The 24,762-nt window shown below is 68.6% G+C and carries 26 protein-coding genes and 1 pseudogene; 4 read left to right on the top strand and 23 right to left on the bottom strand.

Features of this window, described 5'->3' with window-relative positions; translation table 11 throughout:
* Nucleotides 1-5 precede the first annotated feature (5 nt).
* On the bottom strand, nucleotides 6-164 hold the full coding sequence (locus WU80_RS26025) for a hypothetical protein (protein ID WP_156669466.1): 159 nt from the start codon (nucleotides 162-164) through the stop codon (nucleotides 6-8).
* Nucleotides 165-404: 240 nt separating this feature from the next.
* Between WU80_RS26025 and WU80_RS01280 the strand changes: the two genes are divergently transcribed.
* Together WU80_RS01280 and WU80_RS01275 are read left to right on the top strand one after the other, a co-directional pair.
* Nucleotides 405-878 carry a hypothetical protein gene (locus tag WU80_RS01280; RefSeq protein WP_055401852.1) on the top strand — a complete coding sequence of 158 codons (474 nt, stop codon included), beginning with the start codon at nucleotides 405-407 and terminating at the stop codon, nucleotides 876-878.
* A 133-nt stretch (nucleotides 879-1,011) separates the two neighbouring features.
* Nucleotides 1,012-2,330, top strand: a pseudogene (locus tag WU80_RS01275) (adenylate/guanylate cyclase domain-containing protein).
* Here WU80_RS01275 and WU80_RS01270 read toward each other — a convergent pair.
* From WU80_RS01270 to WU80_RS01255, 4 genes are all read right to left on the bottom strand, one after another.
* A complete protein-coding gene (locus WU80_RS01270) occupies nucleotides 2,327-3,841 on the bottom strand; it encodes an HNH endonuclease signature motif containing protein (RefSeq protein WP_055401855.1) in 1,515 nt (504 codons plus the stop codon). The pseudogene WU80_RS01275 and the gene WU80_RS01270 overlap by 4 nt on opposite strands.
* Nucleotides 3,842-3,882: 41 nt before the next feature.
* Nucleotides 3,883-4,761: a DUF4436 domain-containing protein gene (locus WU80_RS01265; protein WP_055401929.1), complete on the bottom strand. Its 879-nt coding sequence runs from the start codon at nucleotides 4,759-4,761 to the stop codon at nucleotides 3,883-3,885.
* Between the two features lie 207 nt (nucleotides 4,762-4,968).
* Nucleotides 4,969-5,892 carry a formylglycine-generating enzyme family protein gene (locus WU80_RS01260; RefSeq protein ID WP_055401857.1) on the bottom strand — a complete coding sequence of 308 codons (924 nt, stop codon included), beginning with the start codon at nucleotides 5,890-5,892 and terminating at the stop codon, nucleotides 4,969-4,971.
* A gap of 20 nt (nucleotides 5,893-5,912) precedes the next feature.
* Nucleotides 5,913-6,860 carry a DUF4436 domain-containing protein gene (locus WU80_RS01255; protein WP_055401859.1) on the bottom strand — a complete coding sequence of 316 codons (948 nt, stop codon included), beginning with the start codon at nucleotides 6,858-6,860 and terminating at the stop codon, nucleotides 5,913-5,915.
* A gap of 353 nt (nucleotides 6,861-7,213) precedes the next feature.
* Here WU80_RS01255 and pstS point away from each other — a divergent pair, with 353 nt between their 5' ends.
* Nucleotides 7,214-8,344 carry a phosphate ABC transporter substrate-binding protein PstS gene (gene pstS, locus WU80_RS01250; RefSeq protein WP_055401861.1) on the top strand — a complete coding sequence of 377 codons (1,131 nt, stop codon included), beginning with the start codon at nucleotides 7,214-7,216 and terminating at the stop codon, nucleotides 8,342-8,344.
* Nucleotides 8,345-8,347: 3 nt separating this feature from the next.
* Here the strand turns inward: pstS and WU80_RS01245 are convergent, their stop codons facing one another.
* The 15 genes from WU80_RS01245 to WU80_RS01175 all read right to left on the bottom strand — a co-directional run bounded on the left by WU80_RS01245 (nucleotide 8,348) and on the right by WU80_RS01175 (nucleotide 18,874).
* Nucleotides 8,348-9,283 (bottom strand): DUF4436 domain-containing protein, encoded by a 936-nt coding sequence (locus WU80_RS01245; protein WP_055401863.1) that lies wholly within the window; start codon nucleotides 9,281-9,283, stop codon nucleotides 8,348-8,350.
* Nucleotides 9,284-9,326: 43 nt separating this feature from the next.
* Nucleotides 9,327-9,962 carry a hypothetical protein gene (locus WU80_RS26020; RefSeq protein ID WP_231633707.1) on the bottom strand — a complete coding sequence of 212 codons (636 nt, stop codon included), beginning with the start codon at nucleotides 9,960-9,962 and terminating at the stop codon, nucleotides 9,327-9,329.
* 16 nt (nucleotides 9,963-9,978) lie between these two features.
* Nucleotides 9,979-12,339, bottom strand: coding sequence for an arylsulfatase (locus WU80_RS01235; RefSeq protein ID WP_055401865.1), 2,361 nt, complete (start codon nucleotides 12,337-12,339; stop codon nucleotides 9,979-9,981).
* Between the two features lie 116 nt (nucleotides 12,340-12,455).
* On the bottom strand, nucleotides 12,456-12,800 hold the full coding sequence (rpsQ, locus tag WU80_RS01230; RefSeq protein ID WP_055401867.1) for a 30S ribosomal protein S17: 345 nt from the start codon (nucleotides 12,798-12,800) through the stop codon (nucleotides 12,456-12,458).
* Complete coding sequence (gene rpmC / locus WU80_RS01225) at nucleotides 12,800-13,033, bottom strand: 50S ribosomal protein L29 (protein ID WP_055401869.1); 234 nt, start codon at nucleotides 13,031-13,033, stop codon at nucleotides 12,800-12,802. The genes rpsQ and rpmC overlap by 1 nt, the downstream gene beginning before the upstream one ends.
* Entirely contained in the window at nucleotides 13,033-13,449 is a 417-nt protein-coding gene (rplP, locus tag WU80_RS01220) for a 50S ribosomal protein L16 (RefSeq protein ID WP_007167840.1), read from the bottom strand. The genes rpmC and rplP overlap by 1 nt, the downstream gene beginning before the upstream one ends.
* A 3-nt stretch (nucleotides 13,450-13,452) precedes the next feature.
* Nucleotides 13,453-14,295 carry a 30S ribosomal protein S3 gene (gene rpsC / locus WU80_RS01215; RefSeq protein ID WP_055401871.1) on the bottom strand — a complete coding sequence of 281 codons (843 nt, stop codon included), beginning with the start codon at nucleotides 14,293-14,295 and terminating at the stop codon, nucleotides 13,453-13,455.
* Complete coding sequence (rplV, locus tag WU80_RS01210) at nucleotides 14,295-14,858, bottom strand: 50S ribosomal protein L22 (protein ID WP_055401873.1); 564 nt, start codon at nucleotides 14,856-14,858, stop codon at nucleotides 14,295-14,297. The genes rpsC and rplV overlap by 1 nt, the downstream gene beginning before the upstream one ends.
* Entirely contained in the window at nucleotides 14,855-15,136 is a 282-nt protein-coding gene (rpsS, locus tag WU80_RS01205) for a 30S ribosomal protein S19 (protein WP_010908582.1), read from the bottom strand. Before rpsS ends, rplV begins: the two co-directional genes overlap by 4 nt.
* A 21-nt stretch (nucleotides 15,137-15,157) precedes the next feature.
* Nucleotides 15,158-16,000: a 50S ribosomal protein L2 gene (gene rplB / locus WU80_RS01200; protein ID WP_055401875.1), complete on the bottom strand. Its 843-nt coding sequence runs from the start codon at nucleotides 15,998-16,000 to the stop codon at nucleotides 15,158-15,160.
* Between the two features lie 22 nt (nucleotides 16,001-16,022).
* Complete coding sequence (gene rplW, locus WU80_RS01195; protein WP_055401878.1) at nucleotides 16,023-16,325, bottom strand: 50S ribosomal protein L23; 303 nt, start codon at nucleotides 16,323-16,325, stop codon at nucleotides 16,023-16,025.
* A complete protein-coding gene (gene rplD / locus WU80_RS01190) occupies nucleotides 16,326-16,991 on the bottom strand; it encodes a 50S ribosomal protein L4 (RefSeq protein ID WP_055401880.1) in 666 nt (221 codons plus the stop codon).
* The gene (gene rplC, locus WU80_RS01185) at nucleotides 16,991-17,644 is read right to left on the bottom strand and encodes a 50S ribosomal protein L3 (RefSeq protein ID WP_055401884.1); all 654 of its coding nucleotides are present in this window, start codon (nucleotides 17,642-17,644) and stop codon (nucleotides 16,991-16,993) included. The genes rplD and rplC overlap by 1 nt, the downstream gene beginning before the upstream one ends.
* Nucleotides 17,645-17,658: 14 nt before the next feature.
* The gene (gene rpsJ / locus WU80_RS01180) at nucleotides 17,659-17,964 is read right to left on the bottom strand and encodes a 30S ribosomal protein S10 (protein ID WP_003873519.1); all 306 of its coding nucleotides are present in this window, start codon (nucleotides 17,962-17,964) and stop codon (nucleotides 17,659-17,661) included.
* A gap of 352 nt (nucleotides 17,965-18,316) precedes the next feature.
* Nucleotides 18,317-18,874 (bottom strand): TetR/AcrR family transcriptional regulator, encoded by a 558-nt coding sequence (locus WU80_RS01175; RefSeq protein WP_231633706.1) that lies wholly within the window; start codon nucleotides 18,872-18,874, stop codon nucleotides 18,317-18,319.
* A 192-nt stretch (nucleotides 18,875-19,066) separates the two neighbouring features.
* Between WU80_RS01175 and WU80_RS01170 the strand changes: the two genes are divergently transcribed.
* A complete protein-coding gene (locus WU80_RS01170; RefSeq protein WP_055401888.1) occupies nucleotides 19,067-20,662 on the top strand; it encodes an MFS transporter in 1,596 nt (531 codons plus the stop codon).
* Between the two features lie 426 nt (nucleotides 20,663-21,088).
* On the opposite strand, the gene mftG is transcribed toward WU80_RS01170, so the two are convergent.
* Genes mftG through mftE form a run of 3 tightly spaced genes read right to left on the bottom strand, consistent with a single transcriptional unit; the run spans nucleotide 21,089 to nucleotide 24,677 of the window.
* Entirely contained in the window at nucleotides 21,089-22,528 is a 1,440-nt protein-coding gene (gene mftG / locus WU80_RS01165; RefSeq protein ID WP_055401890.1) for a mycofactocin system GMC family oxidoreductase MftG, read from the bottom strand.
* Between the two features lie 8 nt (nucleotides 22,529-22,536).
* On the bottom strand, nucleotides 22,537-23,949 hold the full coding sequence (gene mftF, locus WU80_RS01160) for a mycofactocin biosynthesis glycosyltransferase MftF (protein ID WP_055401892.1): 1,413 nt from the start codon (nucleotides 23,947-23,949) through the stop codon (nucleotides 22,537-22,539).
* Nucleotides 23,946-24,677: a mycofactocin biosynthesis peptidyl-dipeptidase MftE gene (mftE, locus tag WU80_RS01155; RefSeq protein ID WP_055401894.1), complete on the bottom strand. Its 732-nt coding sequence runs from the start codon at nucleotides 24,675-24,677 to the stop codon at nucleotides 23,946-23,948. The genes mftF and mftE overlap by 4 nt, the downstream gene beginning before the upstream one ends.
* Between the last annotated feature and the right edge of the window lie 85 nt (nucleotides 24,678-24,762).

Below are 24,762 nucleotides of genomic sequence, written 5' to 3'. Positions count from 1 at the left end.
GCCCCTCAGCCGGCTTCGGTGGCCGCGCACAGGCTGGGGAACAGCAGCGCGCCGCCCGGGGTGGTGACGTAGGTGCGCCCGGCCGGGGAGGTCGGATCAGCGTCCGGCGGGGTAACGTCTTCGTCCTCGGCGCAGGCAGTGCACCCGTCGCGGGTGTCTGGCATTCAGATCACCAGTTTCCCGATGGCTCGCCGACGCTCGACTACGGTCAATCGCGCACTGCCGGCACGATCACCTGCGATAGCGAGAGCGCAGGCATGAGGTGTACCGACTCCGGCACCGGGCACTTCTTCGTGGTGTCACGGGAGTCTTACCAGGTTGGCTGATCGAATTACTCGTCTAGTGCAGATCGAATTGTCGTAGCGTCCTTGGTGCGACCAAATACAGCAGAAGGAACATTCGCCATGCCGAACATTGCTGTCCGCTCGATCGTGGCCCTCACCTCAGCAGCCACCGCATTCCTTACGGGTGCCGCGGTCGCCAACGCCGATCCGGCGGACAACACGCCGATGCAAACGGCGCGCGGCGACTACGTCGGACACTGGCAGAGGCACGAAAGCATGATGACGATCGCGCCCGACGGCACCGGGACGATCCTGCTCGGGTCCAGCGCCCGCGACGGCGAGAAGTGGACCATACGGTGGACACAGGGCGACGGCGTGGGTCTCGCGATCAGGTTGGACCAGCGCATCGGTACCTGGGGCGACGGAATGGACGGCACCCTCAACGAGCAGACCGCGTGGAAAGCCGAGCTCGTTGTGGCCCCAGACGGGGTCACCGTCCTCCACTTAGCCCACAATGACGCCGAACTGAGCGACGCGAACGCAGGTGACATCTGGTGCGGCAAGTATGGCTCCAGCCGCTTCTGCGGTGCCTGACGAGCGTCGCCGGCCCCAAAACTCTTCGGCAAATGATGGCACCGGCTGGCTGAAGAACACTTCGACGGGCGCTCGTGAGAAGCAAAAACACTCGCGATACGCGACTGCCTGCTGCCCGGCTTAAACTTCCGCCGTGTTCTCGGTGACGCGGTATGCGATGAACGGGGATTTGCGCGTCGCCTATAGGGCGTCCCCAGAGGGTGAGCGCGACATCGTGTTCGTCCCGAACTGGTTCACAAACTGTGAGGTATTTCCGGAGCTACCGGCTGTTCGAGGCTGGGTCGAGGCGATGACATCGCTGGGTCGAGTGATCTTCTTCGACCAGCCGGGCAGCGGAGTGTCCGACCCTGTCGAGCCGGCCGCGCTACCGACCCTGGAGCAATGGGCTGACAGCATCACTGCGGTGCTCGACGATCTCGAAAGCCGTGAAGCAGTGCTCCTCACCGGGCCTGGCGCGTTAGCGCCGGGCGCGCATTCGCTGCAACATATCCGGCTCGGACCACCGCGCTCGTGGTGCTGGAGGGCTTCGCCAATCCGGTTGCTGAACGGACTGATGGCATCGATTCCGACGAAATCCGCGCTGCCCTGACAGCCATGTGGGGAAGGGGTGAATACTGGCTTTCGATCAATCCCGACATGCCATGGAACGAGGAGATCAGCGCCGCGGTTGCGCGACATGACCGGCTTGCCGCGAGCCCACGAACCTACGCTCTCTTAATGCCTCTATTGACCGAGGTAGACGTGCGGGCGGTGCTCCCGACCATCCGCGTGCCAACTCTCGTGCTCCAGCACGCCGACGACGTGATGGTCCCGCCCGCGTGGGGCAAGTACGTCGCTGATCACATATCCGATGCGAAATACGTTGAGCTGCCGGGGCGCAACTTGTACCACTGGGTGGAACCGTGGCGGGATTCGTTCCAGGAGATCGCCGAATTCCTTACGGGAGAACAGCCCGAGGTGCCGGACGACCGGGTTCTCGCGACTGTGCTGTTCACCGACATTGTGGATTCGACGCGCCGCGCGGCAGAGATGGGTGACCGTGACTGGCATGCGCTGCTTGATGCGCACGACGCCGTCGTGAGATCGCAGCTTTCTCGGTTTCGGGGTCGCGAGGTCAACACATCGGGCGACGGTTTTCTGGCAATGTTCGACGGTCCTCAGCGAGCGATCCGCTGCGCCATGGCGATCCGTGACGCGTTGCAAGCGTTGGGCATTGAGGTACGCGCCGGGCTGCACACCGGCGAGTGCGAGGTCCGCGGTGACGACATCGGCGGAATCGCCGTGCATATCGGCGCGCGGGTGAGTGCCCTGGCGGGACCGAACGAGGTGCTGGTGTCCAGCACCCTGCGCGACCTGGTGATCGGATCAGGCCTGCAGTTCGATGACCGGGGCGCGCATGAACTCAAGGGTGTGCCCGGCGAGTGGCGCCTATTTGTCGTCGCCTCGAGTTAGAAAGGTGCTGGGTCGTCGTCGGGTTCGGGTGGTGGGGCGGGTCCGAAGTAGCTGGGGGCCGCGGCGTTTCGGGCCATCCGGTCGTCGCGGTTGAATCTGCGCTCGGTGGCGACCCGGTAGGCGCGGTCCTGGCCGCGGGTGCGGCGTCGACGGGGCATCATCGCGGCGCGTTCGGCGCAGTAGTCCTGCGGCGGGTCGGCTTCGGGAGCCGCGATCGCCCCGGTGGCCGCGCACAGGCTGGGGAACAACAGCGCGCTGCCCGGTGTGGTGACGTAGGTGCGCCCGGCCGGGGAGGTCAGGATCAGGGTGCCGTCGGGCAGCTGCTTTTCGCGCCAGCCCCAAAACGTCTTCACCAAATGATGCGCGCGGCAGTAGCACTTGAGGTTGCTCGCGTGGGTGGGCCCACCGGCGGCGTGGGGAACGGTGTGGTCGATGTCGCAGGCCACCGCCGGGCAATCACAGCCCGGCCAGCGGCAGGTCAGATCCCGGCAGCGCACGAAATCGGCCAGTGCCTGCGAGGGCACATAACCGGGCTCGGGCGGCGCATCCCCGGGATGGACCAGCGGCACCAGCTTGGCCGAGGCGGCCAGCTCGGCGATCAACTCCGGCGGGATCAGCCCGTCCGCCCGCAGTTCGCAGGCCGGCGCCGCGCCGTGGCCGTCGAGGGTGGCCTGCTCGGCGATCACATGGATCACCACCGGCCCGGCCGGCGCCCGGGCGCCGGCGGCACAATCCGGTCGCCCGCACCGGCATCCCAGCCGGTCGGCCCCGGCGGCCAGCGCCGCCAGCGCGTCGGCGCGGCGCTGCTCACGCGTGCGGGGATCGTCGCCGCACACGCTGGCCGCCAACGCGGACAGCCGCGCGTCCAGGGCGTGGGCGTCCGGGCTTAACAGCACGCCCTCGAGGCGGGCCAGCCCGTCCCCCATCTCGCCGATCCACACCTCGCGCCCCGCGGCGCGCTCGCGACGCCGGCGCACCGCATCGGCGTCGGCTCTCGCGACGATCTTGTCCACCTGGGCGCCCAGGCGCGCCGGGGTCATCGACGGCCAGCGCGCCACCCGGGCGGCCAACTGCTCGTCCACGCGGGCCATCACGTTGGGGTCGGTGATCAGATCGGTCCGGTACACCATGGTTTGCACCATCCGGAAATCGATGTCCCCGGCGGCGAAGACCTCGGCGAACCTGGGCAGCCGCTCGCGCAACGCGCGGGCGTAGCGCACCCGGCTGGCCGCCAACCCCAGGCCGATCCGCAGCTCCGCGGCCACCTCGGCGGCCACCGCCGCCTCGGTGTCCACCGCCCAGTCCGCACACTCCCCGCCCCGGGACAACCGGTAGGCGAACAGGTTCCCGATCGCCGCCAACTGCCCGGCCGCCGCCCGATTCTCGCTCCGGGCGCATTCTCGCGCGGTGGCGAGGAACCCGGACGATTCGGCCGTCTTCGATTGATACCGCCGCTCGAAGTGCTCGTCGAGGCGCGCGATCACCTCGGGCGACACCTTCGAATCGAACATGTGTTCGAGTATGCCACGGGGCTCCGACAAAAGCGGCCCGGCTAATCCCCCTGCCGGACCCAGGCGAAGATGTACAGGCTCATCGCCGTCACGAGCGCGATCAACACCCACTGCACGATCGCCTGGTCGATCCACGAACCGGGCGGCGGAGCGCCGGGCAGGATGTTGCGCAGCGGGACGATGGCGAACAGGTTCGCGGCGTACCAGGTCGCGAACGGCGGCAAGAACTTCCTCCGGCCCAACGCCATCGGGATGGCCACCAGCAGCGCCAGGGTGGGCAGGCTGATCAGCACCAGGCAGATGCCCAGGTCGAAGATCAGCGGGCCCTTGGCCCTCTTCAGCGTGATGACGACGTTGCCGTTGTCGGTGCCGCGCTGCGTCGGCAGCGCCCCGGGGTCGTGGACGCGGTTGACCGTGATGTCCCAGCCGTCCAGCTCCCCGGTCACCTCGACCCGCGCGGGCACCTTTTTCAGGTTGTCCCCCGACCCGACGAACGCGTCGGCGGAGATCGGCTCGGTCTTATAGGAGTCGAACGGCCAGTTACCGGGGTCGCCGTGCGCAACGACCGTCGTGCTGAGCTGCGCCGGCGCCTTGCCCCTCGGGTAATGCAGGTCCCCCAGGTCGCTGGTGGGGTACAGGCGCACGGCGACGTCGGTGCCCAGCACGTCGAATCGGTTGTCGTACGCCGAAATCCCCGGATAGACAAGCACATTCACCGCGAGGTGCTTCGCGACCGGCTTGAGCTCCTCGACCTGCAGTTGCACGATGGTCGCGTCGCCGCCGCCCTGGCTGAGGTCCAGCGGCGGGAGCGGGCCCTCCGACCGCTCGAGCCAGTGGACCCCGAACAGGGACAGCATGTAGGCCGTCACGACAACCGCCAGGACGGCCACCCCGATCACGATGCGCGGCCGCTTCGCCATGTGTTTGCCGGACGGCGGCGCGGACGGCGGCGGGGAGTCCGACGGGGGCGGCGGCGCGGGCGCGGCGGGGGCCTCGGCGGTCATCGGGAAGCCGGTGCAGATTCGGGACGCGTCGAGGGCCACACGTGGTCAGATGCTAGCGAACTCGCGAAGGCCCCGCGCCCCGACCAAAGCCCCGTCACCCCCCGGTCATGCGACGGTAACCCGCTAGTCGCTTCGACTTCGCGAGACGCCCCCGGGCGCGGACCCGGTTTGCTGTGCGACGCAGCGAAACCCGATGTGGGTGGTCGCGGTGTCCTGAGATTGCGGAGACCGGGCGGCCGGGCGATACCGATGGCAGTACTCCGGCGCACACAGGTGCGAGCCACCCTTCAGCGTCTGGCTGACGGTCGGATCCGCGGGACCCACCGGGGCGCAACAGGCCTTCGGCGGCCCGTCGAGGCGGTGGTGCGCGGCGAACTCGGTGGCGGTCCACTCCCAAACATTGCCGATCATGTCCAGCAGACCGAATCCGTTGGGGGGAAACGTCCCAACCGGCGAGGTGCCCACCCAGCCGAGCGCTCCGTCGTTGCGATACGGGAACCGGCCCTGCCAGGTGTTGGCCATCAACCGCCCGTCGGGATTCGGCTCGTCCCCCCACGCGTACGTCGCGGCGCTCCCGCCGCGGGCCGCGTACTCCCACTCGGCCTCGGTGGGCAACCGCCGGCCGGCCCAGCGCGCGTAGGCGGCCGCGTCGGGGTAGGCCACCTGCACCACCGGGTGATCGGCCCGACCGGTGAGATCGCTGTCCGGGCCGAACGGGTGTCGCCAGCTCGCACCCGGGACCCAGCGCCACCATTGCCGCCAGTCCCGCAGGTCGACCGGGCCCGGCGTGGGCGCAAAGACCATGGCGCCCGGACACAGGTCCGCCGGATCGGCACCCGGGTACAGCGCCGGGTCGATCGGCTGCTCTGCGACCGTCAGATAGCCTGTGTCGGAAACGAATTCGGCGAACTGCGCGTTGGTCACCGGGTGCCGCTCCATCGCGAAGGCGGCAACGGTCACGGTGTGGATCGGCGCCTCTTCGGGGTAGAAGCTGGTCGACCCCATGCGGAACGATCCGCCCGGTAGATCGACCAGCTCGGTGAGCACCCGTTCAGGGTACGAGCACCTCAGTCGGACTGCCGGTACCACGTCAACATGTACAACCCCATCGCGCCGACCAGCGCGAGCAGCACCCAGATCACCAGCGCCTGGTCGATCCACGCCCCGGGCGGTGGCGAACCGGGAAGGAAGTTGCGGATCGGTATGACGGCGAACAGCATCGCGGCGAACCACGTCACGAACGGCGGCACGAACTTGCGCTTGCCCAAAGCGATTTGGATGGCCACCGCGAAGGCCAGTGCCGGCAGGGCGAACAGGACCAGGCAGATGCCGAGGTCGAAGATCAGCGGCCCCTTGGCCCGGTGCAGCGTGATCACCACGTTGTCCGGCCGTTCCGACTCCTGGCTGGCTTCGCCGACGCGCTGGACGCTCACGTCCCACCCGTCCAGCGCCCCGGTGACCTCGACGCGGGCCGGGATGTATTGGCGCGCGTCGCCCTGCCCGACGAGGACGTCGGCGGAGAGCGTGTCGGTGCGGTAGGAGTCGAACGGCCAGTTGTTGGGGTCCCCGTGCGCCTCGATCGTGGTGGCGACCTGCGCCGGCGACTTGCCCGCCGGGTATTGCAGGTCACCCAGGTCGTTGGGCGGATCCATGCGGACCGCGGTGTCGGTCTTCAGCACGTCAAGGCGTTTGTCGAACATCGAGTCTTCCGGAATGACAAGCACTTTCACCGTCAGGCGATTGGCGACGGTGTCCAGCTTCTCGAGCCGGACCAACACGATGGTGTCGCTCGTCGCGTTCAAGTCCGGCGGCTTGAGCGGCTCCCCCGACCGGGCCAGCAGGTGGAAGCCGAACAGCGTCAGCGAATAGACCACTACGAAGCCGAGCAGGGCAGCGAGCCCGATGAAGAGGCGTCGCCTGGGCTTTTTCGGCGGAGTCTCGGGTGGCGCCGTCGCTGTAGCGGCAGGCGGAGGCGTTGGCGGGGTGGGCTGTTGTTGCGGCGCCGTGTGGGTCATCTTCAGCCTCCATCGGGATCGACCGGTGCGCCCGCTTGGGCGGCACGAGACGGATGGTAGCGAACTCTTTGCGTTCGCGCGCCAGAAGAGCAATATGCGAGCTATCAGGTAGGTTGCCGCAACATAGCCGGCGGGAGGCCGCTGGATAGCGAATCGCCGCTGGCGCGATTCGTCGGCCCGGCACGCACGCCGGCGTCCATGTCAGTTCACCCGATGTTTGTTTGCTTGGCAGGCGCGGTCGCGGTAAGTCTCGACGTGTGTCGAAACGGGGCCAGCGCCCCAGCGCTCGCCGTCGCCGCCGGGTGGCACGTACACCGTCTGCGCGAACCCGCAGTCCCCAGGAGCCAAGCAACGTGAAGCGCACCCCACCGGCGATCGCCATCGGCCTGCTCGCCGCGGCGACCGTCGCGGTCTCGGCATGCAGCACCGACCCCCACCCCACCCTGGCGTATGCCGCCGGCGCCAAGGTGGACTGCGGCGGCAAGCAGGCCCTGACGGCCAGCGGCTCGACCGCACAGGCCAACGCCATGACGAAGTTCGTCGCGGCATACGGCAAGGTGTGCGCCGGCCAGACCCTCAATTACACCGCTAACGGATCGGGCGCGGGGATCAGCGACTTCCTCGCCGGCAAAACGGATTTCGGCGGGTCGGACACGCCGCTGGCCGGAAACCAATACGCCGCGGCCAAGCAACGCTGCGGCGGCGCCGACGCCTGGAACCTGCCCGTGGTATTCGGGCCGCTTGCCATCACCTACAACCTCGGCTCGGTCGACTCGTTGGTGCTCGACGCGTCGACGATCGCCAAGATCTTCGACGGCACCATCACCCGCTGGGACGACCCGGCCCTCACCGCGCTCAACGCGTCCATGCCGGCCGAAGACATCCGGGTCGTCTACCGCAGCGACGCGTCGGGGACGACGGACAACTTCCAGTCCTACCTGCAGGCCGCCTCCGGCGGGGCCTGGAACAAGGGCGCGGGCAAGGCGTTCAACGGCGGCGTCGGCACCGGCGCAGCGGGCAACAACGGCACCGCGGCGCTGGTGAAGTCCACCGAGGGCGCGATCAGTTACAACGAGCTGTCTTTCGCTCTGCAGCAAGGGCTTTACGCCGCCGAGATCAAGACCCCGGCGAGCCGCAGGTCGCTGCGGCCGGTGCGCATCGGCACCGACACCGTCGGCAAGACCATCACCGGCGCCAAGATCATCGGCAGCGGCAACGACCTGGTGCTCGACATCTCGTCGTTCTACAACCCCGCCCAGCCCGACGTGTACCCGATCGTGTTGGCCACCTACGAGATCGTCTGCTCCAAATACGCGGACCCCGAAACGGCCAAGGCGGTCAAGGCCTTCCTGCAGGCCGCGATCGGTCCCGGCCAGGTCGACCTCGCCCGCAACGGCTACATCCCGCTCTCGCCGGACTTCCAGTCGCGGGTCTCGAGCGCCGTCGACTCGATCAGCGCTGCGGGACTGACGAATTCGGAGTAGCGGCTAAGCCTTGTGCCCACGCCTGCGGTCGCGTTGCCGCCACCAGCCGTACAGGAAGAGGGCCATCGCGCTGACCAGACCGATCAGGACCCAGAGCACGACGGCCTGGTCGATCCACGACCCGTACGGTGGGCTCCCCGGCAAGATGTTGCGCAGCGGGACGATGGCGAACAGCATCGCGCCGTACCACGTCGTCATGGGCGGCAGGAACGACGTCCTGCCCAGCGCCACCGGGATGGCCACCCACAACGCCAGCACGGGCAGGGCGATGAGCACCAGGCAGATGCCCAGGTCGAAGATCAGCGGGCCCTTGGCCCTGTGCAACGTGATGATCACGTTGTCCTGAATGTCGGGGTTGGCGTCCTCGGGGTCGTGGACCCGGGTCACGGTCGCGTCCCAGCCGTCCAGCTTTCCGGTCACTTCCACGCGGGCGGGCGCCTTTTCGCGGTTCTGGCCGGTGCCGGTGAACACGTCGGCCGCGATGACTTCCGTCTTGTAGGAGTCGAACGGCCAGTTGCCGGGGTCGCCGTGGGCCACCAGCCCGGTGCTGACTTGCGCCGGCGCCTTTCCTACCGGGTACTGCAGGTCGCCCAGATCGTTCTCCGGGTACAGCCGCACGGCCGCGTCCGTCGTCAGCACGCCGAAGTTCTTGTCGTACAGCGAATCCTTGGGGTAGACAAGCACATTCACCGTCAAGCGATTGGCGACGGTGTCCAGCTTCTCGAGGTGCACCTGCACCACGCTGTCCTCGGCCTCGAGCTTGCTGAAGTCCACCGGGGGCAACGGGGGTGCCGACTTTGCCAACAGATGAACGGCGATCAGCGACAGGACGTAGATGACGATGACGGCCACGACAATGCCGAAAGCTATCGCGATTTGCCGGCCCCGGGAGCCGGTCGGCGCCGGCGGCGCGGGAGGCGCCGGGGTCCCGGCGGTCATTTTGGCATCACGCGCCAGATGCTAGCGCAGGGACAACGGTTTTTCAGGGGATAATGACGGCGAATTGCTGCATGACCGTGGCTTTGGCCGCGTCGAATCCGGGCGCTTTGCCGGGCCCCTCCAGGTGAACGACCACCAGGTACGCCTGGGTGTTCGTCCAGACGTGGGTGATGCGGTCGGCGAATTCGGTTGCAGCAGGCCCGCTGTCGGTGCCGCTGAGCAGCTGGCTGCTGTAGCCGCAGAACTGGGCCGCGGTGACGGTGACCTTCACTGTCGGCTTCGCCGTTCGCAAGTCGGTGGCGTAGCGCAGAAACGCCCCGCCGGGCTCTAGGTCCGTGCGGGTGATGCTGACGCGCAGCGACATGCCATCGGGGCCGGTCGACGTCAGCGCGACGTCACCGCTGCCCGGTGCCGAGCTCCAGCCGTCCGGCAACGCGACCGTGAGCACGGGCGCCACCGGGTCCGCCACCGAGGCCTTGGTCATGGAGCCGCTGGCGGGCGGCGGCGGGAAGCAGACCAGCGCGTTGGGTGGAATGTGGTCGGGCAGCGTGGTTTCGACGCCGGGCACCGGCTCGGCGGGGTCGGACAACCGCGTGGTCGAGGTCGTCGACGAGGCGGTCCCACCGATGGCGTTGCCGGCGGTGGTCTTCTCGCACCCCACCGCCGGGAGCGCCAACACGCACAGCGCCAGGGCTTCAGTCGCGCGAAAAGGCAAGCGCAATTTCGGCTTCCACGTCGACGTAGGGCCGGCCGGACAGGTCGACGGTGACCTGAGCGATGGTGCCGCCGGTGAAGGTGAACGGCGCCTTGTAGCGGCTGGACACCCCGGAGCCGCCGTTGCGCCCGACGGTGATGCCGGCGCCCGCGAGCCCGAACGTACCGGGATGGGTTTGCACGTCCGCGAGGGTGCCGACGACGTCGTCGTCGATGAACAACGTCAAGTCGCCGAGCGGCGTGTGGCTGTTCGGCACGGTTCCGGTCCGCGTGTAGCTCGCACCGAACAGGTGCCTGCCCAGCGGCACCGCGCCCGACGAGGAGACCTCCTGCTGCCGCTCGCCGAGGAAGTTGTAGACGTAGTGCAGGCGTCCGTCCTGGATGAACAGCACATGCCCGCCGTGGGCCCCGCCTTGTTTGAACAGCACGCCTTCCGCGCCGGTGGTATCGACGGTCACCTCGGCCAGTACCGAGAACGACCTGCCCTGGATTTCGGCGGCCGCGCCGATGCTCACGTCCGCGCAGTCGGGGTAGTAGACGTAGCTGGACCGCTCACCGACGAGGTACGGGCGGACCCGCGTCAGCGTCTCCATGATGTTCAGATCCGACAGCGGCAGGCCGTTGTATTTGGCGGCTTCGGAGAACCACAGCGCCTTGAGCTCCTCGAGTTTGTCCGGGTGTTCGGCGGCCAGGTCGTGGCATTGGCTGCGGTCGGCCTCGATGTGGAACAGCTCCCAGCGGTCGGCGTCGAAATGCGACCAGCCGGCCGGCGTCGCCGCGTGGATGGTGTTGGCGAACCAGCCCTGGTGCCAGATCCCCCGGGTGCCGAGCATGGAGTAGAACTGGGTCTGCTTACCGGTGTCGGCGCTCGGATCGTCAAGGGCCGCTTTGAAACTCACGCCGTCCAACGGCTTCTGCGCAATCCCCCGGACGGTCTCGGGCGGCGTCATGCCCAGCAGGTCGTAGACCGTCGGCGTGATGTCGCAGACGTTGACGTAGTTGTCCCGAACCTCGCCGTGCGCCGCAATTCCGTTGGGCCACGACACGATCGCCGTATCGGCGATGCCGCCCTCGTGCGACGCGTACCGCTTGTACAGCTTGTAGGGGGTGTTGAAGGCCATCGCCCAGCCGATGGGGTAATGGTTGTACGTCTCCGGCCCGCCCAGGTGGTCGAACAGCTTCATGCTTTCTTCCACGGTGTCGATGTAGCCGTTGAAGAACTTGCCCTCGTTCACCGAGCCGTTCGGGCCGCCCTCCCCGCTGGCGCCGTTGTCGGAAATCACCACGATCAGGGTGTTGTCCAGCTGGCCGGACTCCGCCAAATAGTCCAGTATTCGGCCGATTTGGGCGTCGGTGTAGCTGAGGAAGCCGGCGAACACCTCGGCCATCCGGGCGAACAGCCTCTTCTCGTCGTCGTTCAGCGAGTCCCAGGGCCGCACGGTGTCCTGCAGCGGCCAGGGCTCGCCCTGCGGACCCTTGACGTCCGCGTACGGGTTGACCGGCGACAGCTGCGTCTCCGGCGGGACGATGCCCATCGACTTCTGGTTTTCCAGCACGATTTCGCGGTAGGCCTCGTAGCCCATGTCGAAGCGGCCGGCGTAGCGGTCCGCCCATTCTTTGAAGACGTGGTGCGGCGCGTGCCCGGCGCCCGGACACACGTAGGAAAACCACGGCTTGTCCGGCGCGATCACCTTGGCGTCGCGGATGAATTCGATGGTCTTGTCGGCGAGGTCCTTCGACAGGTGGTAACCGTCCTCCGGCGTGCCGGGCGGGTTGACGGGATGGTTGTCGTACACCAGGTCCGGATACCACTGGTCGGTCTCGCCGCCCAGGAAACCGTAGAACCGTTCGAATCCGCGCGAGGTCGGCCAATGTCGTTTGGTGGACGCCAGATTGGACTCTTCGAGCGGAGTCAGGTGCCACTTGCCGACGCAGTAGGTGTTGTAGCCGCGCTCGGCGAGCACCTCGGAGAGCAGCGCGGTGTCGAACGGGATGCGGCCGTTGGCGTTGGGGAACGCGTCGGTGAACTCTTCGATGGTGGCCATGCCGACGGTGGTGGCGTTGCGGCCGGTCAGCAGCGACGCGCGGGTCGGCGAGCACAGCGCCGTGGTGTGGAACTGCGACAGCCGCACACCGCGCTCGGCGATGCGGGTCATGGCGGGCATCTCGACCAGGCCGCCGAAACAGTCCCAGGTGGCGATGCCGGTGTCGTCCCAAACCAGGTAGAGGATGTTCGGCGAGTTCTGCGGTGCGGTGGGCGCGGCGTACGGGCCCCAGTCCGGCTCGGAGTCCCGGATATCCAGCTCGATCTTGCCTTGAAAGCCTCGCGAGTCAGTCGACATGCGCCGAGCGTAGCGCCGCCGGGAATTTCCCGATCTTTTTTCGCCGTGCCGCTCCCGGGGGCAAAGCAAAACGCCCGAGACCGTAAGGTCTCGGGCGTTTCGATGTGGCTTCGGGGCTACTTGGCCTTCTCCAGGATTTCCACGAGGCGCCACCGCTTGGTCGCCGACGTCGGACGCGTCTCCATCAGGGAGACGCGGTCGCCGATGCCCGCGGTGCTGTTCTCGTCGTGCGCCTTCACCTTCTTGGTGGTGCGGATGATCTTGCCGTACAGCGGGTGACGCACGCGGTCCTCCAGCTCGACCACGATCGTCTTCTGCATCTTGTCGCTGACCACGTAACCGATGCGCACCTTGCGGCGGCCACGCACCTTCGGATTGGCCGGCGTGTGCTTGGCGCCCTTCTCCTTCGCGCCGGCGTCCTTCGCGGCGGCCTTCGGTGCAGCCTTCTTCGCTTCTGCCATCACGATTCCTTACCGTCGGGCCCGGAAGCCAGGCCCAGTTCTCGTTCGCGCAGCACGGTGTAGACGCGTGCGATCTCCTGACGCACCGTGCGCAGCCGGCGGTTGTTGGTGAGCTGCCCGGTCGCCATCTGGAAGCGCAGGTTGAACAGCTCCTCCTTCGACTCGCGCAGACGCTCGGTCAGCTCCTCTTCGGTGAGCTCACGCAGTTCGCCAGGCGAAATTCCCACTGCCATCAGAACTGATCCTCTCGGGTGACGATGCGTGCCTTGATCGGCAGCTTGTGGATTGCGCGGGTGAGCGCCGCCCGGGCCACCTGCTCGTTGGGGTAGCTCAGCTCGAACAGCACGCGGCCCGGCTTGACGTTGACCACCCACCACTCGGGCGAACCCTTACCGGAACCCATCCGGGTTTCGGCGGGCTTCTTGGTCAGCGGGCGGTCCGGGAAGACGTTGATCCACACCTTGCCGCCACGCTTGATGTGGCGGTTGATCGCGATACGCGCGGACTCGATCTGCCGGTTGGTGACGTAGGCGTGCTCCAGGGCCTGGATGCCGTAGTCACCGAAGTTCACCGCCGTTCCGCCGCTGGCGATGCCGCGCTGGCGGGGGTGGTGTTGCTTGCGGTGTTTAACCCTGCGGGGAATCAACATGATTCAGCTCTCCGTGCTCTGCGGTTCTGCGGCGGGCGCGGACTCGGCCGCCGCCGCCTGCTCCTCGGCACCCGCGGCGGCGCGACCGGCCTCGGTGCTGGTCGCCGTGGTGCCCGACGCGCCGCTGCGCCGGGGGCGCGTGCCCGACGGGCGCTCGCGGCGCGGACGGTCGGCGCCCGCCGGGGCGCCCACTCCCGAGGCCGCCAATTCGCGCTTCCCACCGACGATGTCGCCCTTGTAGATCCACACCTTCACACCGATCCGGCCGAAGGTGGTCTTCGCCTCGTACAGGCCGTAGTCGATGTCGGCGCGCAGCGTGTGCAGGGGCACCCGGCCCTCGCGGTAGAACTCCGAGCGGCTCATCTCCGCACCGCCGAGACGGCCGGAGCACTGAACCCGGATGCCCTTGACGTTGGGCTGGCGCATCGCCGACTGGATGGCCTTGCGCATGGCGCGGCGGAACGCCACGCGGTTGCTCAGCTGCTCGGCCACGCCCTGGGCCACCAGCTGGGCCTGCGACTCGGGGTTGCGGACTTCCAGGATGTTCAGCTGAACCTGCTTGCCGGTCAGCTTTTCCAGGTCCGCGCGGATGCGGTCCGCCTCGGTGCCGCGGCGGCCGATGACGATGCCGGGCCGCGCGGTGTGGATGTCGACCCGCACCCGGTCGCGGGTGCGCTCGATCTCCACGTCGGCGATGCCGGCGCGCTCCAGACCGGTGGACAGCAGCTTGCGGATCGCGACGTCTTCCTTGACGTAGTCGGCGTACTGCTTGTCGGCGTACCAGCGGGATTTCCAGTCGGTGGTGATGCCCAGCCGGAAGCCGTGCGGATTGATCTTCTGGCCCACTAGTCTGAGCCTCCCTTCGCTTCCGAGGTCTCAGACGTAGCTTTCTTCGCCGGGGCGGACTTCGCCGCGGCTTTCTTGGCGGGTGCCTTCTTGGCAGCCGAACCAGTTGCGGCCTTCTTGGCCGGGGCCTTCTTCGCGGGCGCCTTGGCGGCGGCCTTGCTGGCCTCGGCGCGGCGGGCCCTCGTCGACTTCGCCGAACGCTGGTCCTTGGCCGGCCGGCTCTCCACCACGACGGTGATGTGGCTGGTGCGCTTGCGGATCCGGAAGGCGCGACCCTGCGCGCGCGGGCGGATGCGTTTGGCGGTCGGTCCTTCGTCGGCGTAGACGGTCGCGACCACCAGGGTGGCCGGGTCCAGCCCGTTGTTGTTCTGCGCGTTGGCCGCGGCGCTGGCGATCACCTTGGCCACCGGCTCGCTGGCGGCCTGCGGCGCCCAGCGCAGGATGTCCAGCGCGTCGGACACGGACCGTCCGCGCACCAGGTCGATCACCCGGCGCGCCTTGGTCGGTGACACCCGCACGAACCGCGCTTTGGCGACCGCCGACGGGAATTCAGTTGTGGTCATCGCCGTTTGGCCTTCCGGTCGTCCTTGATGTGTCCCTTGAAGGTGCGCGTAGGGGCGAATTCACCAAGCTTGTGACCGACCATCGCCTCGGTGACGAACACCGGGACGTGCTTGCGCCCGTCGTGGACGGCGAAGGTGTGGCCGATGAAGTCCGGGATGATCGTCGAACGCCGGGACCAGGTCTTGATGACCTGCTTGGTGTTCTTCTCGTTCTGCACGTCCACCTTCTTCAGCAGGTGGTCGTCGACGAACGGGCCCTTCTTCAGGCTGCGTGGCATGGTTGGCTACTCCTCGAGTTCCTAGCGACCGTGCTTCTTGCCGGTGCGCCGGCGCCGGACGATGAGTTTGTTGCTGGCCTTGTTCGGGTGGCGGGTGCGACCCTCCGGCTTGCCCCACGGGCTCACCGGGTGCCGACCACCGGAGGTCTTACCCTCACCACCACCGTGCGGGTGGTCCACCGGGTTCATGACCACACCACGGACCGAGGGGCGCTTGCCCTTCCATCGCATCCGGCCGGCCTTGCCCCAGTTGATGTTCGCCTGCTCGGCGTTGCCCACCTCGCCGACCGTGGCGCGGCAGCGCACGTCGACGCGGCGGATCTCACCGCTGGGCATGCGCAGCGACGCGTAGGTGCCCTCCTTGCCGAGCAGCTGGATGCTCGAGCCGGCGGAGCGCGCGAGCTTGGCGCCACCGCCCGGCCGCAGCTCCACGGCGTGGATGACGGTACCGGCCGGGATGTTGCGCAGCGGCAGGTTGTTGCCCGGCTTGATGTCGGCGTTCGCGCCCGACTCCACCACGTCGCCCTGCGAAAGCCCTTGCGGCGCGATGATGTAACGCTTTTCGCCGTCCAGGTAGTGCAGCAGCGCGATGTTGGCGGTCCGGTTCGGGTCGTACTCGATGTGCGCGACCTTGGCGTTGACCCCGTCCTTGTCGTTGCGGCGGAAGTCGATCACCCGGTAGGCGCGCTTGTGGCCGCCGCCCTTGTGCCGGGTGGTGATGCGGCCGTGCGCGTTACGGCCACCATGACCGTGCAGCGGACGCACCAGCGACTTCTCCGGCTCCGACCGGGTGACCTCGGCGAAGTCGGACACGCTGGAGCCGCGGCGGCCTGGGCTCGTCGGCTTGTACTTACGAATTGCCATGTCTAATCAAGTCTTTCTCTCGCTACGCCGGTGCCCCGAACAGGTCGATCGGCTTGCTGCCCGGCGCCAGCGTGACGATGGCCCGCTTGGTGCCCTTGCGCTTGCCGTATCCGGTCCTGGTGCGCTTGCGCTTGCCCTGCCGGTTCGCGGTGTTCACCGATGCGACCTTGACGGCGAAGATCTTCTCGATGGCGATCTTGATCTGCGTCTTGTTCGAATCGGGGTGCACCACAAAGGTGTACACGTTCTCATCCAGCAGGCCGTAGGACTTCTCCGAGATGACCGGGGCCAGGATGATGTCGCGGGGGTCGGTGATGGTCGCCATCTACGCCGAAACCTCCTCGGTGCTAGCCGGATTGCCCTTGATGTAGGCGTTGAGGGCCTCGACGCTGAACACCACGTCGTCGGAGCGCAACACGTCATAGGTGTTGAGCTGGTCGGGCGTCAGGATGTGCACACCGGGCAGGTTGCGCACGCTCTTGGCGCCGGCCTCGTCGCTGCGGCCGATCACGATCAGCACGTTCTTGCGGTCGGTCAGCGTGCCCAGGAACGCCCTGGCGTTCTTGGTGGACGGGGTCTGACCCGACACCAGCTCGGTGACCGCGTGGATGCGGCCGTTGCGCGCCCGGTCCGACAACGCGCCGCGCAACGCCGCGACGATCATCTTCTTCGGGGTGCGCTGCGAGTAGTCGCGCGGCTTGGGGCCGTGCACGACGCCACCGCCGGTGAACTGCGGGGCCCGCGTCGAACCCTGGCGGGCACGACCGGTTCCCTTCTGGCGGTACGGCTTCCGCCCACCGCCACTGACCTCGCCGCGGGTCTTGGTCGAGTGCGTCCCCTGGCGAGCCGCCGCGCGCTGCGCGGTGACCACCTGGTGCATCAGGGCGATATTGGCCGGGGCGTCGAACAATTCGGCCGGCAGCTCGACGGAGCCCTCGACCTTGCCGTCCGGCGTCTTGACGTCGATCTTCAAGGCCTTCGAGTCAGCCATTACTTCTCACCTCGTTTGATCGCGCTGCGGACCACCACGAGTCCGCCGGTGCGGCCGGGGACCGCGCCCTTGATCAGCAGCACGCCGTTCTCGGTATCGACCTTGTGCACCACCAGGTTCTGGACGGTCACCCGGTCGTTACCCATCCGGCCGGCCATCCGCGTGCCCTTGAAGACGCGCGCCGGGGTGGCGCAGCCACCGATCGAACCCGGCCGGCGGTGCACCGCCTGCGCACCGTGGCTGGCGCCCTGGCCGCGGAAGCCATGGCGCTTCATGGTGCCGGCGAAGCCCTTGCCCTTGGAGGTGCCGGTGACGTCGACGTAGGCGCCGTCGGCGAAGATCTCCGCGGTCAGCTCCTGGCCGACCTCGTATTCGCTTGCGGCGGCCTCGTCGTCGAGCCGCAACTCGGCCAGGTGCCGGCGCGGGTTCACGCCCGCGGCGCTGTATTGACCGGTCACCGGCTTGTTCACCTTGCGCGGGCTGATCTCGCCGTAGGCCAGCTGGACGGCGCTGTAACCGTCACGCTCGGGAGTGCGGATGCGGGTGACCACGTTGGGCCCGGCCTTGACCACCGTCACCGGCACGACCCGGTTGTTCTCGTCGAACACCTGCGTCATGCCCAGCTTGGTACCCAGAATGCCTTTTCTTGCCATGAGCTCTGGATCTCCTACTGGATGTTGACGTCGACACTGGCCGGAAGGTCGATGCGCATCAGCGCGTCGACGGTCTTCGGCGTCGGGTCGAGGATGTCGATCAGCCGCTTGTGAGTACGCATCTCGAAGTGCTCCCGCGAGTCCTTGTACTTATGCGGAGAGCGGATGACGCAATACACGTTCTTCTCAGTCGGCAGCGGCACCGGACCTACGACACTGGCACCCGTGCGGACGACGGTCTCGACGATTTTGCGCGCCGATGCGTCGATGGCCTCATGGTCGTAGGCCTTGAGCCTGATGCGGATCTTCTGTCCCGCCACGCTTCTCCTACCCTCACTCCACTTACAAAAATCCGTGTCCGGACCTGGTGCTCCCAGCGCGCTGATCGGGCCCGTGCCAATCCCGGGCCGATCGAGCGTCGCGCCGGATACTGCGCCGCTGTTTACCTGTCGTGGTCCACCGGCCCCCGCGGTCGGGTGTGTCACCCTCACGCAGCCTGGACCGCGGCCGAAAAGTCGCGCTCCAAGGATGGGACCGGACGCGCCCGTTTTGGGCGCTGGTCGTATGCCCGACCAGGCGCAAACCCGGCCCAAGGCAACCTGAACAGTATGCCCTAGATCATGGGTTTGGCCAAATCCCGGGCGATGGCCGCCGACCTGGGCCTTTGGGGCCTCAGGCGCCCGCCGGTTCGACCCTCGCCGCGGCCGCCCGGTTGTGGGCGCGCTGTACATAGAGGAAACCGTCGACGGCGGCGAGCGCGCACTCGCGGTAATCGAAGTCGGGAAGCGTCGACAGGCGCCCCAGCACCAGGGGCCCGATGAGCAGTGCGATGGCCCGGGACCGGTCCACTTCGCCCAGTTCGGCGGCCTCGGGGCTGTCGAAAATGGCGTCGAACGGGGCCGCGTACTGCTGGGCGATGCGCTCGCGCAGGGTGGTGATCGCCGTGGTGTTCGCGGCGCAGTCGCGGGGTTCCGGCATCTCGTCCAGGACCCGACCCATGGACAACCACGACATGGCCGTCATCAGCGCCGGCGCCTGCGCCACCGACTCGGCCTGGGCCAGCACCACCGCGATCAGGCGATCACGCAGCGAACCCTCGGCCGGCGGCGTGGGTGACGGCGGGATGAGGCTGTTGAAAGCCGCTGCCAGCAAGTCGTTTCCGCTCGGGAAGTGGCGATACAGCGTGGCCCTGGCCACGTTGGCGGTGCGGGTGACCGCGTCGACGGTCACCGCGCTGGGCCCCCCGGAACTCAGCAACGCCGCGGCGGCCTCGAGCAGGCGGGCCCGCGAGCGGGCCGGGCGTGGATCGGTGGTGCTGCCGGTAATTGTGACCCACCTCCCTGTTTGGGAACGAGACTATCGGTCTACCTACAAGACTGTCGGTCTCGAATCTTCCGAACGCCACCGTGGGAGGCGCATCACATGGTCGAAACCCTGGTCCGGCCTGACCAGCGTACTGATGTAGTCAGCATCGGGGGTAGCCCCCGCGCCCGGAACTGGACGCTGGCCGTCGCCTGCATGGGGGTCGCGCTGGTGGTCGCGTCGATGACGGCGCTGAACACCGCGCTGGGAGACCTCGCGGTGGCCACCTCGGCCACCCAGTCGCAGCTGAATTGGATCGTCGACGGATACACCGTGGCGCTGGCGTGCCTGCTGTTGCCCGCCGGAGCGATCGGCGACCGCTACGGCAGGCGGGGCGCCCTGCTGCTCGGGCTGGTGGTCTTCGCCCTGGGCTCGATGGCGCCCGCACTGCTACACAGCCCGGCCCAGATCATCGCCGGCCGCGCGGTCGCCGGGATCGGCGCGGCCTTCGTGATGCCGGCGACGCTGTCGCTGCTGACCGTGGCCTACCCGAAGGACGAGCGCACCAAGGCGGTCGGCATCTGGGCCGGCACCGCCGGGTCCGGCGGCGTGCTGGGAATGATCGGTTCCGGCCTGCTGCTGCGCTTCTGGGATTGGCACGCGATCTTCTGGTCGCTGGGCGCGGCCGGACTGGTGATCTTCGCGCTGGCGTGCACCGTGTCCTCGTCCCGCGACGGCGGCGCCCCGCGGATCGATTCGCTGGGCGCGGTGCTGATCGGCGCCGCGGTGGCGATCGCGGTGGCCGCGATCCTGGAGGCGCCGACCCGCGGCTGGGATGACCCGCTGATCTGGGGCGGGCTTGTCGCGGGGGCGGTCCTCGCGGCCGCGTTCGGCGCCGTCGAGTTGCGGCTCGCCGGGCGCAGCGGGCAGCCCCTGCTGGATGTCCGGTTGTTCGCCGACCCGAATTTCGCCACCGGCGTCGCCGCGATCGTCATCCTGTTCGGCGCGACGTTCGGGTTCTTCTACATCGGCATGCAATACGTGCAGCAGATCATGGGCTACTCGGCGCTGGCGACGGCGGTCGCCTTCGGCCCGTTCATGGTTCCGCTGGCCATTTTCTCGGCGCTGTCGTTCTGGTACGTGCCCAAGTTGGGCCTGCGGCTGGTGCTGTTCGTCGGCACCCTGCTGATGGCGGTCGGGTTCGCGTGCATGTGCCTGCTGAACCTGCACACCTCCTATTTGCAATTCGCCTGGCCGACACTGATATTGGCCACCGGCATCGGGATCTGCACGGCGCCGACCACCTCGGCGATCATGGGGGCGGTGCCGGACGAGAAACAGGGCGTCGCCTCCGCGGTGAACGACACATCCCGGGAGATGGGCGGCGCGCTGGGGATCGCGGTGGCCGGTTCGATTCTGGCGGGCCGGTATTCGCACGAGCTCGCCCCGAAGCTGGCGGACTTTCCCGCGCCCGTGCGCGGCCCGGCCACCGACTCGTTGGCCAAGGCCGTCGAGGTGGCCGGCAGGATCGGGGCCCCGGGCCGCGAGCTGGCCGACCTCAGCAAGACCGCGTTCCTGGCGGCCATGCACGCGTCCACCGTCGCGATGGCCGTGATCGTCGCCGTCGCCGCGGTGCTGATCGGGATCTGGGCGCCCGGCCGCGACGGGCGGCAGCTGCGGCCGGTGCGGGGCCTGCTGGCCCGCCGCGCCCGCTGAGTCCAATGCCGTTGTCAGGCAGCACCTTCAAGGAGCGGTGAGCGGCCGCGGGTGCTTGAAACCGCCCGCCGATTCTGGTATCAGAAATATATATCGACAGGTACAGGTCATCTCTGTTACGGCGAGGTGGATGTGGTGTTGATTCCCGTTACGAGCGTGGGCGGGCCGGCATGGCCGGTCGCCGCGGTATGGACGCGAGAGCGTTCGCCTCCGGTACGGGCGTGATATCCAGCCGGCCAACGCTTTCAGGTGTCACGAAGGGAGGTCTTACGGCGGCCGTGCCGTCCACGAATATTGCGACGCATTGCCGGCGCGATGCACACTCGCGCGCGCACTGCCACTGTCGTGGCCATCTACGTGGATCGCATGAACAATCGCCACTCGGGGGCGCGCCCCATGCCTCACCCATGGGGCCGCCCCCCTCATTCACCGAACGAAGTCGGCGGCCCGGTGCCCGAGCATCACGATGGTGGCGTGCGGCCCGCGGCTGGTGATGGTGGGCAGGATCGAGCCGTCGATCACCCACAGGTTTTCGATGCCGTGCACGCGGCAGCGATGATCGACGACGGCCCGCGGGTCGCTTTCCGGGCCCATCGGCGCCGTGCCACAGAGGTGTTGGGACGTGGACCAGGACGGGGCCCCGACATGGGTTGCGCTGGATGCCAATTCGCGGACCATCTCCGCTGCCCGGCGTAGCGCCGCGACGTCGTCGGGCTCGCTGTCGTAGCGATGCTCGATGCGGGGCGCCGCGGCGGGATCGGCGGAAGCCAGCGTGATGCGCCCGCGGGCCCGCGGCTGCATCAACGCCACCCCGATGTGGGGCCAGTCGGTGTGCCCGGCCGTGCCGTCGCCGGTCATCGCGACGAATCCGCCCGTGTAGGGCCTGATCTCGAGATCGTCGGCGGTGCTGAGCACGACCTCGAGCACCGGCCGGCCGGGAGCCACCGCCCAGTCGGTGGGCAACACCCACTCGGGGTGATCGCTGAACGACGCGCCCACCGGAAGGGGCGCCCGCACTCCGATGCCGACCGCCCGCAACCCGTCCTCGACGCCGACGCCGGAGAGCATGAGCAGCTGCGCCGTTTGAATGGCCCCGGCGCACAGGACGATCCGGTCGGCGGTCATGGTCATGCGCCCGTGCGGGCCGATCGCGTCGACACCCACCGCGGTGGTGCCGGCGAACCGCAGGCCCACCGCGCTGGTCCGCGCGTGCAGCGTCAGGTTCCGTCGGCCCAGGGCCGGCAGCAGGTAGCCGGCGCCGGATCCGGTGCGCACGCCGTCGACGATGTTGAGCGGCACCGCGCCCAGCCCCGAAACCGGCCCGGGCCCAACGTCGTTGAGGTCATCGATCCAGTCGAACCCCGCGCGCCGCGCGGCGTCGATGAAACGCTCGGTGGTGCCGGCCATTTCGTGGGTACGGCGCACCTTGATCGGGCCGTCGGCACCGTGGGCGGGGCCGCTGAAGTCCAGGTCGGTCTCGATGGCGCGGAAGCTGTCGAGGACCTCGGGCCACGACCAGCCGGGCAGCGACAGCCGATCGAAGTCGCGCTGCAATCCCCGGCAGAAGTAGCCGCCGTTGACCGCGCCCGACCCGCCGAGCGTCGCCCCGCGCACGATCGGGTGCCGCCGGGTGGGCCGGTCGGTCAGGCTGGTCTCATAGCGCCGCACCAAGGGGCTGCCCACGCCTATCGGCAGCTGCAGCCCGTTGCCGGTTTGCGCGAGCAATTGCGGGTCATCGAGGGCGGGCCCGGCCTCGATGACGGTCACCGCGCAACCGGGGTCGCTGGAAAGGCGTTCGGCAACAACCGATCCAGCGCTGCCGGCACCGACGATCAGCACGTCGCTGTGCGGGGCGGCGGGGGTCAAGGTGGCGGCTAGCTGCGAATCTGCGGCTTGAGCGCGCGCAGGTTGCGCTCCCGCAGCACACCCCACCACAACCCGAGGCCGTACGCCAGGTCGTCGACGCGCTTGAGCAACAGGTAGGTCAGCAGCCCGATCGGCTCGGCATCGTCACCCATGGCGTCCCGACGGCGCAGCCAGTCGACCACGCCGTCCATGACGGCCGCGACCAGCACGACACGGCGGAAATGTCGCGACAGCGTGGCGGCGACCAGCGCCAGCGGCCAGTAATGCCGGCACAGCGCCGACGCCAGCTGCAGCGCCGCCGACCACAGGCCGCGGGTGGCGATCACCACCACGTCGGTGATCGAGGTCTCGGCGCCGCGCATCGCCCTGGCGATTCGGCGACCGGTCAGCAGGGCGATGGCGACGGACGCCAGCTGGGACAGGCTGGTCCCGAACGCCACCAGGATCCAGGTCATCAGCGCCCAGCCGGAGATCACCACCGGCGCGGTCTTGTCGGGGTGGCGGACCGACAGCGGGGCCGCCGAGCCGCCATAGAAAGCCTTGCGCGCGAGCCAATCCCGCAGTTCGGTGCGGTGGTCGTGGGCGACCAGCGCGACGGGCTCGTAACGCAGCCGGGCGCCGGCTTCGATGAGCCGCCAACACAGGTCGACGTCCTCGCCCGATTGCAGGGTCTCGTCGAAGCCGCCGACCGCGCGCAGCGCCGAGCAGCGGCAGATGATCGCCGCGCTGGGCACGTAGGAGACCGTGCTGTGGGGTAGCACGGGCGCTTCGCGCTCGCCGAGGTCGAGCGACGAGTGCACCGCCTCGTAGCGCGCGACGACGTTCTCACTGTGCGACAAACCCACGATGCGCGGCGCGGCCAGCGCGACCGTCGGGTCGCAGAAGTGGCCCAGCAGCGCCTCCAGCCACCCGCGTCGCGGCGCGACATCGGAGTCGAGGAAGGCGACATAGTCGGTGCCGCACGCGGCCAGTCCCGTGTTGCGGGCGGCGGCCGGTCCCCTGCTGCGCGAGTGCCGCAGCACCTCGACGTCGCAGTGCGCGCCGACGAAGTCCTCCGGTTCGATCGGCGGGAAGGATCCGTCGTCGACCACGATGACCCGCAAGCCGCGCAGCGAGCTGACCAGGCGCCGCACGCCAGAAAGGTTGTCCCGCACGGGGATTACGACGGTCACGTCGCGGTGCGAGGGCCCGCCCGCGGGCCGCGGATGCGCCACCGTGGCGTCCAGCAAGGTGCGGGCCAGCTGCGCGCTGACGTCGTCGCGGACCTTCAGCCGGCCGTCGCACAGCATGTCCTGGGCGGCCGGCGCCAGCTTGAGCAGCCGGGTCGGCGACCCCCCGAGCAGCGCCGAGCCGTCGCCGAGCACCCGCACGCGGCGATCGACCTGGACGGCGAACCCGTCGGGCAGCCGGGGATGGCTCATGTCAGCATCCCGTCGCGCCCGGGTGACCACCGGTCCACCCGACGGACACAGCCCTCGACCATCTCGGCGAGGATGCGCTCACCCTCGGCGGCGGTCGCGGTGGTCGGGTCTCCCAGGACGCCCACGGGGCTGACGGCCGCGACTCCCCCGCGGCGCAGCGACGGGAGCAATTCGGGCAGCGGCGCCGGGTTTCCGGCGAGCCACCGGTCGGTCAGCACGTCGCCCGGCGAGATGTGCAGCAACAGCGAGGTTTCGGTGTGCCCGGCGTGGGCATCACCGCCGCCCGACAGGCATGGGCACCAGGCGGCGTCGCGTCCCTCGGCCCGCAGCCCGGTCACCGCGGCCGCCAGCGCGGCGGTGTTGCCGCCGTGGCCGTTGACGAAGACGAGGCGCCGGGCCCAGCCCGCCGCCGACCGGCCGTATTCCACCAGCAACGTCGTCAGGGCCTCCGTGCCGATGGAGATCGTGCCGGCAAAGCTTTGGTGTTCGCCGCTGGCCCCGTAGGCGATGGCGGGTGCCACCAGCCACTCGCGGTCGAGGCCGGCCCGCGCCCCGCGGGCGACCGCGGTTGCGATCCGCGTGTCGGTGTCCAGCGGCAGGTGCGGACCGTGCTGCTCGGTCGACCCGAGCGGGATGAGCAGCGACGGCGAGGTGCCCGCTAGCTGGCTTGACGTAGCCACCGCTAATTCGCCGAGTACGGGCACTCGGTGATGGTAGGACGAATTCACCTGGCGTGCACCAATTGTTGTCTGGTGAAAACGATTTTTTTCTGGCTGGTTCATCGGGCGTTCGATCTTCGTGCTCGTTCGTCAC

Source organism: Mycobacterium sp. UM_11 (assembly GCF_001414075.1).
Taxonomy (GTDB): domain Bacteria; phylum Actinomycetota; class Actinomycetes; order Mycobacteriales; family Mycobacteriaceae; genus Mycobacterium.
This window is presented reverse-complemented; position numbering and strand designations above follow the sequence as displayed.